Below are 12,212 nucleotides of genomic sequence, written 5' to 3' on the forward strand. Positions count from 1 at the left end.
TCAGCCAATTGGCGCTTCAAACGGGCAACTTCAGCAGCAAGCTCGGATTCACGGTCACTGGTCGTAGACTTTTTCTCGGCTGCTGAGCGCCAATTATATAACTGAGACTCATGCAGCTTCAGCTCTCTTGCTGTGGCTGCAACGCCAATCTTATCAGCTAGTTTCAGGGCTTCAGCTTTAAATTCAGCGGTATGGACTTTACGGACTTTCTTTGTTGACATTATTCACCTCGTTAAGCGATTGTACTCACTTAGCAAGGTGTCCAAAAGTGTTGGTACGGATCACTAAACCCTGTATTAGGGTAAGTGGATAAATAAGATAGTATCCCCTGTCCTGCATTACCCCAACTCAGCAACCTTGACTCTGTTACTGTTGTATGACCAGAGACACCATAGGTTGGTATCGACTGGACAGCTGCCAGCTGGAGCAAATTAACGGTAACTGCATTATCTGCCATGCCTTTTTCAGGTGAAACTTGCAAAGCCAGTTGCTGTAATGACAACATAAGTGAAGTATCTACCAGTGGATACGGCATCTGCTTTTCTGCTTGTTGAGGGGCCGATAAAGTCAGTTGCTGTAATCGCAATTCTGATGATGTTTCTACCCGTGGATACGGCATCTGCATATCGGCTATTAGCGTTAGTTTTCCTGGCATGGCAGGCTCAGACGTCACCAGCTTTTGCTGCCACTGCAATGCTATACCGGCAGCATCTACCGCACCTTCTGTTAAGGCCAGTGGTGAAAGCAGCCCAGGTAACGCATTATTTATCAGATTATCCATGGCCGTTATATTTCCTTTGGTAATGCAACGCATTAATTTGTTGATCATGCCGCTCAGTTTTACGTTCACGCAGACTATTTATCACTGGTACGGCAGCCTCCCGATAAGCAGAAACGACATAGTTACACTGGTTATAAGCAGACCGAATAGTGTCGGCGCGTTGTGAGACTGCCCTTAGTTCGTTGGCTAGACGCGTTGTCTCATGTTGTTGCCGTTGCAAACTTTTTAATTGCAGCTGTTTTAGCTCAGGACAAAAAACTTGGCTGACAAAATTTTGATGTCGTACCAAATCACTATCACTCTCGGCAATTGCCTGTTCGAGCAGCTGCAATTCATTAAGACAGTTTTGGTGTTGCAGTTGCAGTTCTGTTGCCTTCACCTGCTCAAGTAATTTAAACAACAATAAATGTTGATATTTTTTCTGTAAAAATTGATCAGTCATCAAGGCAGCCCTTCGATAAGGTGATAAGCTGCTGCAGGCTGTCGCTAAGGGAGAAATGCTCTTGATGCGATTGTTGAAGAAATAAACATGACGCCAGATAGTTTTTGCGTAATTTTTGGGTGCCGGCATTGTCTGCCATTCCCATCTCAAGCAAAGTGCGGTTTTCTTCAAAGCTAACCAAGGTATTACGTAGGGTTTTTACAGCCTGTTTTTGTTCTTGGCTGGCAAGTCGGCCAAATAAACGGCTTACTGAGCGGCTGATATCAATGGCGGGATAATGCTCTCGTTGAGCCAACACTTGGCTCAGCATAATGTGACCATCAAGAATAGCTTTAAGTGTCTCGGCAACCGGATCGCTATTCTCTTCCCCCTCAGTGAGTACCGAAAAAATACCTGTAATTGCAGCTCGACCAGCAAAATTACCGCAGCGTTCTACAACGGAGGGTATTGCCGATAACACTGATGCGGTATAACCGCGCATTGTGGGCGGCTCACCGGCAGCGAGACCAACTTCACGAAGTGCCATGGCAAAACGTGTCATCGAATCAACAACAAGCAGAACTTCAATACCTTGTTCAGAGAAGTATTCAGCCATCGCTACGGCGGTATACACCGCCTGGGCCCGGATTAACGGCGGCTGCTCGGCAGTTGCCGCAACAACAACAGAGTTTTGCATTCCGTTTGGACCAAGCGTCTCTTGCACAAACTCCTGAACTTCACGGCCACGCTCGCCCACCAGGGCAATAATATTTACCTGCTTTTTATCCTGTCGCTGCTGGCACATTGCGGCTAACAACGTACTTTTCCCTAAGCCACTACCTGCAAACAGTCCTATTCGCTGTCCTTTGCCCAGTGTTAGCGCAGCATCAAGCGCTTTAACACCGGTGTTGAGGATTTCATCAATAGTTTTCCGGTTTAACGGGTTTATTGGTTCACGATAAATTGGCATGTAAGCGTCAGGTTTTATCGCACTGCCATCATCCAGTGCAACACCAAAAGCATCGACTATTCTACCAATGTAAGACAAGCCAGCAGGTGCGCTAACGAATGAGTCAAGTGCCCTTACACAACAACCGTAGGTAATACCCGCAGCTTTTTTATAGGGCATAACCAGGGTACGTTGCTCTTTAAAACCAATAACCTGGCAAAGAATACTGTCTGCCCCGGGACGAGATGGCAAAATTTCACACAATTGCGCTAAAAACAGACCAGGGCAATTCACCTCAATCACCAGGCCAGTATTTTGTAAGACAATGCCGGTTTTATTATACAAAGCTATTTGTGACAGCGAACTTAGATAACGCTCGCGAAGACCTGCTGTGTTAGTAGATAACAATTCAGTCATTTGACTTCGCTCTGGCGTTTAATAATGACGAAGCTAACTGACTCAGTCTTTCAGTTAACGAATATGTAATTTTCGCTTTGCCAAGCTCCAGCTGGTATGCACCAGAATCCAACTCTGCGCTGCACGCAATGTCTATGTTGCCTGGTACTGAGACGTCCTTAACAAGTTTGTAATCGGTCTCTGACAAAAGCAGTCTGGCAGGTTTATCTGATATAAACTCTTTGCCAGCCTCACGCACTATTCTTTGCAAATGTTCGGACGGGCTCAGGTGCTCTGTCAATACGCGATATGTCGCCTCTGCTACGATAGCGATTAGATCGTCCTCCTGGCTGATATTAACTGGCATTTTCGCAATATCCAAGCCCGAAAGCAGCGCCTGCCACTGCGCTATGGCATCCGCAAACTGCTGCCGGTGCTCTGCCTCAAGCTCCACCAGCTTCTTTTGCTGCAAGGCCTGCGCCTGTTCTACCGCTATTTGTACTGCACTTTCAGTTTCCTGCTTAATAACGGCTTCAAGTTCTGCTCTGAACTCTTTTACCAACAGTTGCTTGCGTTCGTTGCTATCCATTTGCTGCAACAGCAAATGGATCTGTGGCACCACCTTTTCGGCTTCTTCGTCTTTCATTACCGCCGTATTACGAACAGGCACAAAAGTTTTGATGGCTGTCATACCGCAGACTCCGACACTTCATCCATACAACGAGCTAACAAATTTTTACTGGCCGCAGTTATTGTGTTCTGATCTTCTAAAAGAAATAGTCTTAAATCCCTTCGGAATGCACTTTTGTCCTCTGTTTCTTGCAAAGGGTGCGAGCCAATTAACTGCTGCAACAGTTCAGTCTTATTACTGATATTCAAAGCGCGAAGCTCTGTTAAAGCAGTATTGACCGCTTGCTGTTGCACCAACGGCAGCTTTGATAAAATCCAACGCCGGTCAGACCAGGACATCTGTGCCAATTTAAGTGCAGCCAAGCGCACGCCCTTTGCATTAGAGTGCATGATGTCCATCCTTCAGCCACTGCTGCACCTGCAATAGCGTCATTTTCCGGCTTTGTAAACGCCGTTTGCGACCAAATGCCAACACCAGACAAGCCAAACAAATTAGCAACGCTAATAACAACCACCACCAGCTAACTATCGAAGTGGCCGCGTCATGGCTTTCTGAAGGTGCGCTATCATCAATCGGAAGTGAAGCTGGTGAACTGAAAGATGTAACATCTGGCATGACCGCGGATACTGTTTCAGTCTTAAACGGAGCAGAGATTGCTTCGACACTAATGCTGTCTCCCCGCGCAATATTGATACCTGTTGCAGCCATTAACAAAGTATGTAGCTGTTGCCTAGTGAGTTCATCAACGTCAGTTTGAATTACAGCTGCCAGACTAATGCGGGAAATTTTGCCTGCAACATCCTTAACCTCTTCAGTACGTGTACCATGAAGATATTCTGTTTCCGTACTTTGATTTGCAGCACCCGTGCTATCGGCGCCAGCCGGCTGTTGACTGGTAGTCTGTCGTTGCTGTTTTATTGCGCCCTTGCCATCAGCCAGAGGCAGAACATGCTGACTAACCGCTTTGCGCTGGGCAAAATCCAGCTCAACATTTACACTGATCGCAAATTGTGACGGCGTAAAAAACATCTCGAGTACTTTAGCGGCTTTTTGTTCTAAACGCTGCTCCATTGTGGCATGAGGTGACAGGCCCGCGACGTTTCCAAATGCTTCGTTTTCGGCGACAGAGAGTATTTGACCTTCTCCTCCAAGAATAGTGACATCTGCAGCGTCAAGACCGTCAACGGAGGCTGCTACAAGTTGCTGCACCCCTCTGATCTGTTGTAACAATAAAGGCTGTTTGGCAAATAAGGTTACAGCTGCTTTTGCTTTCTTTTGCTCAGAGGAAAACAGTTTTCGTTCTGCGAAAGATAAGTGCACCCGGGCATACTGAATAAACTCCAGTGCTGTCAACGTGCGTTCCAGCTCACCTTGCAAAGCTCTTTGATAAGTGACTTTTTGAGTATGCTCAGTCATGCTGTAGTCAACATCGTCATATAACTCAAGGCCTTGTGAATTAAAAGCAGGTTTAGTACTTTGCTGGATCAGCATTTGCACTTTGCTAAAATCACGTTCGTTTATAAGTACCCGCCCTTGATCATCTATCTGATAATCAAGGATATCTTTTTCTGTAGCTGCGACAACGTCTGCAAATTTTGCCTGAGATAAATCAGGCAAAAGCTGATAGTGACTTTTAGTGACATAGACTATGCCCCACAAGGTACAAATAACTAGCATGCCCAATAGAGCAACAAAAGATATTCGCTTCGCAACTGACATTTCGCTCCAGGTTCCACTCATAATTTATACCTGCATCCGCATAACTTCCTGATATGCCTCAACACATCTGTTTCTGACCTCAACCAACAATTGCAATTGCAATTTGGCATTTTCCAGGCTAAGCATCAGCTCATGAGGTGCGATACTCTCTCCCATTGCAGAACGCTGCAACATGCTATCACTGCTCGCCAATGCCTCATTTGTCTCTTTTAGATAAGACATAAACAGTTCTGAATCTGCTTTCAAAGGACTATTTACACTTGGTAAACCTTCAATACCCTGCATGGCAATTGCTTCTATTGCACTCATTATTTTTCCCTTTACTTAACTACTTTCCACGCTAATGTCGCCCCAGTGTGGCTCATGTTTACTTGCCGATTTCCATCGCTTTCGAGTTCATATCCTTTAATGCATTAAATGCACGAATATTTGCCTCATAGGCCCGATTAGCCAGATTTAACTGCAACATTTCAGAAGCCAGGTTAACGTCAGGCTGATAAATAAAACCTTGTTTATCAGCTAAAGGATGCTCTGGCTGATAATTTGTTTTGACACTGTGTACTTCCGTCAAAACAGCTTGTCCGGTTAATGAGGCTGAGAAATCAACTCGCTTTAAGCGATATACCTGAGAGGGATCTGAAGCCACCATATTCATGTTGGCAATATTTGCACTTGCAGCTTCAATTTTTGCTCGCTCATTTGTAAGCCCTTGCATGCTTATTGCGTATAGATCTGATGACATTAACGACGCCCCCCAGTGACGGCAAGCTGCATCATTGCTAACTTACGGTTTAATAACTCCGCACTGCGTTGATAACCGCTTGCGACAAGTGTCATCTTGGCAACTTCATTATCCAGACTTACACTTTCAAGCGTGGTCGTTGTCTGGCGTGACAACGTATCTGACCAATCTGTCATCAGATGACTTATATACTTGTTTTTTGACATATCATCCAAATTGCTCAGTTGCGACATAACGTCACCAAAATCGACAGCATTCACTTGCTGGGCTGAACCGGTGTAACCGGCAATGTTCTCCATATGCGTTTGTTGTTGTGCTCTGGAGACTGCTAACGACAGCCTTAACAACTCAATTGTGGTATCTGGCATAATGTTAATTCCTCGACAATTATTGAACAACAAGCTCTGCATGCAGCGCACCGCTTTGCTTCAAAGCCTGCAGGATAGAAATGATATCTCTAGTCGAAAGCCGAAGCGTTTTAAGCGCATCCACAAGCTCCGCAATACTGGCGGTCCCGCCATTTGCATAGAATGCTTCACCGTCCTGAGTTACGGTTATCTCTGTCTGAGGCACAACAGCCGTCTGGATACCATCACCAACCCGACCAATCAGACCTTGAGGTTGCGACACCATAAACTTAGTATCGATACTTAATTTGATACCACCATGGGATATGACGACATTGTCAATTCGCACATCTGCACCTGAAACAATGGTACCGGTCTTTTCGTTGACAACGACTTTTGCCAGAGTGGCTGGCGTAATTCTGACCTGCTGAATGTTAGCTATCGTTGACATGATTTCGTCATCAGCGACCCCCTGCACGGAGATGCGACCTGCGTGAAGTGCACTAATACTCAGTTGCGGAAAATGTTGTCTAAGAGCCTGAACCATGCGCTCAGCAGTAATAAAATCTGGCTGATTAAGTACTAAATTCAGTTTGCCATCATGACTAATTTTCGTTACAACTTCGCGCTCGACTAACGCGCCTTGAGGGATAAATCCTGATGTTGGATGGTTACGTTGTTCTACATTTTGGTTAGACTCAAAGCGATAACCGCCAACCGCCAGTACTCCTTGTGCCAAGGCATAAATCCTGTCGTCAGCGCCCTTGAGGGGGGTCATAAAAAGTGTACCGCCACTTAGACTGCGCGCATCACCAATTGATGAAACATTTACATCTATTCTGTCACCAGGCTGGGCAAATGGTGGAAGCTCAGCTGTGACAATTACTGCAGCTGCGTTATTGCTTCTTATATCTTCCGGCTGTAGCACCAGCCCAAAGTTCTGCAGGGTATTTCGAACTGATTGAAGCGTAGCGCTGTTGCGTGACGAATCACCACTACCCGCCAGACCGACCACGACGCCGTAACCTATCAACGAGTTATCTCGAACCCCTTCAACCCTGCTAATATCACGAATACGAACTGACCCGCTGGCATACACCTGTGTTAAAGGCAGAGCAGCGATTGCTAGAGCCAACAATATATATCTGTAAATCATATCAGCCCCAACCACTTAAAAACTTTGTAAAAAACACCGCTGTCTTTGCCGTCAGTAACGTATCCCTGCCCTGCAATTTTAATTTTGGCATCATATAAGCGGAACGAGGGCACGGAATTGTCGGCAGAAATATCAGCAGGACGAACCTGGCCGGTCAACTCGATACTTTGCAATTCTTCATCAATGGTGATTTCCTGTCGCCCTTGCACCATTAAATTGCCATTTTCATCCTGTGCGATCACAACAGCCGTGATTTGCGCTTGCACAAAACCATTGCGTTTAATAACCGCGTCGCCTCGTTCTCCTGCAGAGACGTCAACTCCAAAAGGCCAGCGTCCCTGTGGACTGGTACCTGATGCAGACAATTCAAAATTAGAATCTGATGAATTTCCGGCACTACTGCGCGCTTGAGCATTTTCAAAAATTAAAATTGTCAATGTATCCCCAACACGCAGTGCCTTGTGATCAGCAGTAATCGATTTAAATTTTTCTTCATCAAACAGCGATGTTGCCTGCAGCTCTGCGCTAATAACGCTGAATAAGAAAAACATAATGAGAAATTTAATGTTGTACATATACGTCCGTACTATTTTGAATAATCCCTTCAACAGGCTCATTCTGGTTGCTTAAAAGCACTGTTATTCTGTCATGCAGATTTCCAGCTTTGAGGGCTCTGGCTTGGACTTCTAACATAATGCTGCCAGAGTGATATTTCGCTACAACATCCTGCCCTGTCTCGACGAGCATTAACGCAGCAACTTCTTTGTTTGATAAAATCTGGTTTTTACGGATACTTCTTAACACTTTGTAGTGACTGTTTGGCGAATCAAAAAGTGTGTCGTTGAGCATTAAACGTGTACTAAGTTGCCAATCAGGTTTTACTTCATTCAATGTCAAAACATCATTTGCATGGTGAGAGTGCTTGACACGCCAGACGCGTTTTTCAAAGGTGAAATGCGCTTTATAGCGAGCCCTCTTACCGTTATCTAATGTCATATCCAGCCACATTTTTGTAAAGATAGCGCCGTGATCACTTATGCTAATGGTAGGTCTGGCTTCCCGAGACACACAAAATGATAAATTGCTATCGCCCAACTCTATGTTGGTTAATCTGGCAGCTCTTTCACTAAACAAGGGTTGTAGATAGTTAAGTGCATAACTATCTAACTCAGCTTTGTTCAGACAGGATGAAGCCTGTACCTTAAATGCTATAAGAATAACCACCAGCCAGAATGAAAAAAATGCAGAGTGATTCATGTTCATCGTCTGATATTATTAATGGTGTCCAGAATTTGGTCAGATACCTGAACAAGACGGGCATTCAGCTGGTAACTGCGTTGCGCCAACATCAGGTTAACCATTTCTTCATTCATCGACACATTAGACATCTCAATAAAACCCTGAATTAACTGGCCAATCCCCCGTTCACCGGGCGCCGCATAACTTCGCTCACCAGCGTCCTCTGTTGCCTGATAAACGTTAGCCTCTGTCTGACGTAACCCTGAAGTATTGCTGAAAGTCACAAGTTCAAGATTGCCAAGCTCTATAAGCTCTGCACTTCCTTGCACTCGGGCCAATACAATGCCATTTGCGGTAATAGTAAGGTCGGAAGTTTCTGGTGGGATTTGCACATCATTTGCCAGCCGATGTCCCTGCTGCGTAGCAAGATATCCTTGCGAATCGACTTTTAGCCGGCCACCCCGTGAATAAGCCTCGTCACCCTGTGACGTTATGACCGGTATAAAGCCATTACCATTTATGGCAATGTCTAAAGGATTACCACTTTGTTTTAAATCACCGACGCGAAAGTCAACCTGGAGCTGACTAATGGCGACACCTCTACCCAACACATCGACATTACCATCGTTTGAGTTTGAGGCCGGTTGATAGACAACGTCTGCAAAAGTGGCACCGGTTTTCTTAAAGCCCGGAGTAGAGACATTAGCAATATTATTAGATATTACCTCTATCATCTTTTGCTGAGAGTTCATCCCACTTTCAGCAATATAAAGTGAATCAATCATTTGCAACTCCTGTTAACGGGTTGACCGCAATAAAATTTCATAACATCCTCACTTTTTACCCAGTTCGTTGATACCGCTACTCAGCATTTGATCGTATGACGCGGCTGCTTTTTGCAGGCTTTGAATATGCCGACTCAACTCCATCATTCGAACACTTTCGGCACTAGAGTTAACATTTGAGGTATTGACCGCAGCAATTTTAACCGCGTATGTTTCAAGCTGCCTGCCAGGTAAATCTGAGACATATAAACCCTGGCCAAGCCGGGACTCTTTAAGCTCTGCACTTATACTAATGCTAAGTTTAGTCAATGGAGTACCGGCCTGATTTAACCAACCGTCCGGTGAAATGCTTAGCCCGTCTGCCTGGACGACTATTGGTCCTTGCTCCCCAAGCACTAAGGCACCACTGGCGTGTGCCAGATAACCAGAAGAGTTGATGTGAAAGTGACCGTTTCGAGTCAGATATTCATTACCATCAAGCAGTACACGAAAAAAACCATCACCGACAATCGCAATATCCAGACTACGACCGGTATCTCTTATACCAGCTGCATGCTGTAAAACATGGGTTTGTGGTTGCGTCATCAACACCTGATCAAAGCTTTTCACTGCCATATAGCCGTTAGTATTTACATTTGCTACATTTTGACTAACTTGACTCAAATGTTTCAGGTCTCGGTTCAGCGCAGCATCTATTAACTGAATAGTATCCATAGTTAAGCCGCCTTACTTTTGCGCAGGACCAAACCTGCTGTTTTTACAGTGACAGAAGCCGGCACTTCATTAATTGACAGAACATGAGTATGCGGCAGTACCCTGTCAATAAGTTGTTTTAATGCAGCTCGAACTTGCGGATAGCACAACACGACTATGGATAAGCGACGGGAAATTAGATTGTCCGAAAACGTGGTAAGTTGATGAATAATTTGCTCAGCTAGTTGCGGTTCGATACTAAAGAATGCTTTACCGTGCTCGTTTTGCAGTCCTTGTAACAGCTGTTGCTCTAAGGCAGATTCCAACGTAATAACATGTAAGCATCCATCGCTATCAGTTAACTTTTGTACAATGTGGCCTTTGAGCTTAAGTCGGCTTTGCTCAAGTATAAAATTGAAGTCTTTATTTACCTTGGCGTTTTCTGCCAGACACTCTAAAATCGCCGCCAGATTCCTTACCGATACTTTTTCTCTCAATAAATGCTGCAGCAACTTTTGGATATCAGAATAATTGAATGTAGCAGGTATAACTTCATCAATTAAACCGGCATTTGATGCGGAAATGCGAGTAATTAGTTTTTCTGTCTCTTGCCGCGTGAGCAGCTCAAATGCATGGTTTTTTAGTATTTCTGTGATATGAGTTAATAGCACGGTCTGCGCATCTACCACGGTGTATTTTGATGCCCGAGCCACCGCAGCATGAGTGTCATCAACCCACACAGCCGGCAAGCCATAAGTTGGCTCTTTAGTAACTATACCGTTTTCTGGCGCAAAATCCTTTTTGGCCCCCATAACTAAACTCTGTTCGGGGTACAGTTCGCCTTTACCAAACAACACACCGAGCAACCTGATTTCGTAACGCTGTTCTTTCAATTTAGGATCGGAAACAACGTTAATGCCTGGCAAAACCATACCCATATCAAAAGCAAATTGCTTGCGGAAAGTTTCATAGCGACTCGTCACCGCAGGTGATTGGTTGAGCTTGTCGTAAAGTGCCGCTGAAACTGCCAGCTCTATAGGATATACCGTTAAAAGTGATTCGATGGTTGATACAGGCGCATTCTGATCGCTACCACTATCTGCTTCTTTCTCAGGCATGAGTTCGGCATCAAGTTGGCTCTTATTTTTAAACGCGACGAAACCAAGTAAAAAGAAAAAAGCAGCTAAAATAACTAGTGGTACTTTAGGTAAACCAGGGAGCATTAAGCTTAGAAGTAAGGCTGCGGCAACAATGAATAAAGGTTTTGGGTTAGACACAATTTGCTGACCTAGTTCAGTGCCTAACTGAGCATCGGTAGCGGCTCTGGTAATGATAATACCGGTAGCTGTTGAAATGATAAGTGATGGAATTTGGGTGACTAAACCGTCCCCAACTGTTAGAAGAGTGTAAGTGTGCATAGCATCACCCCAACTCATCCCTTGCTGAGCGATGCCAATAGACAACCCGCCAATAATATTAATAAGAATAATAATGATGCCTGCTATGGCATCACCTTTTACAAACTTACTTGCACCATCCATTGCGCCATAAAAGTTGGCTTCTTTCTCAATATTTTCGCGTCGTTTTTTCGCTGATTTTTCATCAATTAATCCCATATTCAAATCAGCATCAATGCTCATTTGTTTACCGGGCATAGAATCCAGGGTAAAACGTGCAGCGACTTCTGCTACTCGTTGCGCACCATTTGTCACTACAACATATTGCACAACTATCAAAATAAAAAACACCACCAAGCCGACAACATAGTTGCCGGAAACAACAAACTCGCCAATCGCATTAATAACCTGTCCTGCATCGCCTTCACTTAGAATCAAGCGAGTCGAGGCAATATTAAGCCCCAGTCTAAAGAGTGTGGTTATTAATAATAGAGAGGGAAAGGTAGAAAAGCTTAAAGGTTTATCGGTGTAAAAAGTTAATAGTAATATAAGTAGGCCGAACCCTAAATTAACAATTAACAGCAAATCTAATAACACCGCTGGTATCGGCACAAACAGCATGGTAAGTATGCCTACCACACAAAAAACCATCACTAAATCTTGCTGTGATTTTAAAAAAGGTATAATCCGCCTGACGAATCCCCACGAATGGCGTAGATAAAACAAATAGTTAAAGGCGAAGGGAACATTCATGGCAGTTCCCGATCTGATCTTTCGCCAAAAACACCTAACCATGAATGCTGCCATGAATGTAAAAACAATGCTCGCCGATTTTCTCTCATTTGTCACCCCTAAAAGTATGCATAAAGCCAGACTTTCTGCGCTAAGTGCTGCTGCACAAAGCCTTATGAAAAAAGGCTGCTGCACGGTTACCGCTATTGGCCGTGAATATGAGA

16 protein-coding genes and 1 pseudogene are annotated in these 12,212 nt (G+C 44.6%); 1 reads left to right on the plus strand and 16 read right to left on the minus strand.

Translation table 11 applies throughout. The annotated features are described in order from the left end of the window. The 16 genes from H141_RS0118825 to H141_RS0118900 all read right to left on the minus strand — a co-directional run. On the minus strand, positions 1–221 hold a 221-nt coding region (locus H141_RS0118825; protein WP_019677828.1), incomplete at its 3' end, for a transposase. A 29-nt stretch (positions 222–250) separates the two neighbouring features. Beyond that, positions 251–781 carry a hypothetical protein gene (locus H141_RS0118830; protein WP_019677829.1) on the minus strand — a complete coding sequence of 177 codons (531 nt, stop codon included), beginning with the start codon at positions 779–781 and terminating at the stop codon, positions 251–253. Further along, positions 774–1,223: a hypothetical protein gene (locus H141_RS21690; RefSeq protein ID WP_019677830.1), complete on the minus strand. Its 450-nt coding sequence runs from the start codon at positions 1,221–1,223 to the stop codon at positions 774–776. Before H141_RS21690 ends, H141_RS0118830 begins: the two co-directional genes overlap by 8 nt. Then, complete coding sequence (locus H141_RS0118840) at positions 1,216–2,568, minus strand: FliI/YscN family ATPase (protein WP_019677831.1); 1,353 nt, start codon at positions 2,566–2,568, stop codon at positions 1,216–1,218. Before H141_RS0118840 ends, H141_RS21690 begins: the two co-directional genes overlap by 8 nt. Next, the gene (locus tag H141_RS0118845) at positions 2,561–3,238 is read right to left on the minus strand and encodes a FliH/SctL family protein (RefSeq protein ID WP_019677832.1); all 678 of its coding nucleotides are present in this window, start codon (positions 3,236–3,238) and stop codon (positions 2,561–2,563) included. Before H141_RS0118845 ends, H141_RS0118840 begins: the two co-directional genes overlap by 8 nt. Continuing rightward, positions 3,235–3,576, minus strand: a complete 342-nt coding sequence (locus H141_RS0118850) for a hypothetical protein (protein ID WP_169337190.1) — start codon at positions 3,574–3,576, stop codon at positions 3,235–3,237. Before H141_RS0118850 ends, H141_RS0118845 begins: the two co-directional genes overlap by 4 nt. Then, positions 3,557–4,918 carry a flagellar M-ring protein FliF C-terminal domain-containing protein gene (locus H141_RS0118855; protein WP_019677834.1) on the minus strand — a complete coding sequence of 454 codons (1,362 nt, stop codon included), beginning with the start codon at positions 4,916–4,918 and terminating at the stop codon, positions 3,557–3,559. Before H141_RS0118855 ends, H141_RS0118850 begins: the two co-directional genes overlap by 20 nt. 3 nt (positions 4,919–4,921) lie before the next feature. Then, positions 4,922–5,206 carry a flagellar hook-basal body complex protein FliE gene (gene fliE, locus H141_RS0118860; RefSeq protein WP_019677835.1) on the minus strand — a complete coding sequence of 95 codons (285 nt, stop codon included), beginning with the start codon at positions 5,204–5,206 and terminating at the stop codon, positions 4,922–4,924. 58 nt (positions 5,207–5,264) lie between these two features. Next, the gene (locus H141_RS0118865) at positions 5,265–5,639 is read right to left on the minus strand and encodes a flagellar basal body rod protein FlgC (protein ID WP_083923091.1); all 375 of its coding nucleotides are present in this window, start codon (positions 5,637–5,639) and stop codon (positions 5,265–5,267) included. Further along, a complete protein-coding gene (locus H141_RS0118870) occupies positions 5,639–6,007 on the minus strand; it encodes a hypothetical protein (RefSeq protein WP_019677837.1) in 369 nt (122 codons plus the stop codon). The genes H141_RS0118865 and H141_RS0118870 overlap by 1 nt, the downstream gene beginning before the upstream one ends. A gap of 19 nt (positions 6,008–6,026) precedes the next feature. Beyond that, positions 6,027–7,142: a flagellar basal body P-ring protein FlgI gene (locus H141_RS0118875; RefSeq protein ID WP_019677838.1), complete on the minus strand. Its 1,116-nt coding sequence runs from the start codon at positions 7,140–7,142 to the stop codon at positions 6,027–6,029. Then, on the minus strand, positions 7,139–7,717 hold the full coding sequence (locus tag H141_RS0118880; protein WP_019677839.1) for a flagellar basal body L-ring protein FlgH: 579 nt from the start codon (positions 7,715–7,717) through the stop codon (positions 7,139–7,141). Before H141_RS0118880 ends, H141_RS0118875 begins: the two co-directional genes overlap by 4 nt. Then, complete coding sequence (locus H141_RS0118885) at positions 7,704–8,399, minus strand: flagella basal body P-ring formation protein FlgA (RefSeq protein WP_169337191.1); 696 nt, start codon at positions 8,397–8,399, stop codon at positions 7,704–7,706. Before H141_RS0118885 ends, H141_RS0118880 begins: the two co-directional genes overlap by 14 nt. Positions 8,400–8,401: 2 nt before the next feature. Continuing rightward, a complete protein-coding gene (locus tag H141_RS0118890) occupies positions 8,402–9,166 on the minus strand; it encodes a flagellar hook-basal body protein (protein ID WP_019677841.1) in 765 nt (254 codons plus the stop codon). 48 nt (positions 9,167–9,214) lie between these two features. Further along, positions 9,215–9,880: a flagellar hook-basal body complex protein gene (locus H141_RS0118895; protein WP_019677842.1), complete on the minus strand. Its 666-nt coding sequence runs from the start codon at positions 9,878–9,880 to the stop codon at positions 9,215–9,217. A 2-nt stretch (positions 9,881–9,882) separates the two neighbouring features. Next, positions 9,883–12,009, minus strand: a complete 2,127-nt coding sequence (locus H141_RS0118900; RefSeq protein ID WP_083923093.1) for a flagellar biosynthesis protein FlhA — start codon at positions 12,007–12,009, stop codon at positions 9,883–9,885. A gap of 52 nt (positions 12,010–12,061) precedes the next feature. Here H141_RS0118900 and H141_RS0118905 point away from each other — a divergent pair. Next, positions 12,062–12,212, plus strand: a pseudogene (locus H141_RS0118905) (IS4 family transposase); the annotation flags it as partial.

Source organism: Arsukibacterium perlucidum DSM 18276, assembly GCF_000382165.1.
Classification (GTDB): domain Bacteria; phylum Pseudomonadota; class Gammaproteobacteria; order Enterobacterales; family Alteromonadaceae; genus Alishewanella; species Alishewanella perlucidum.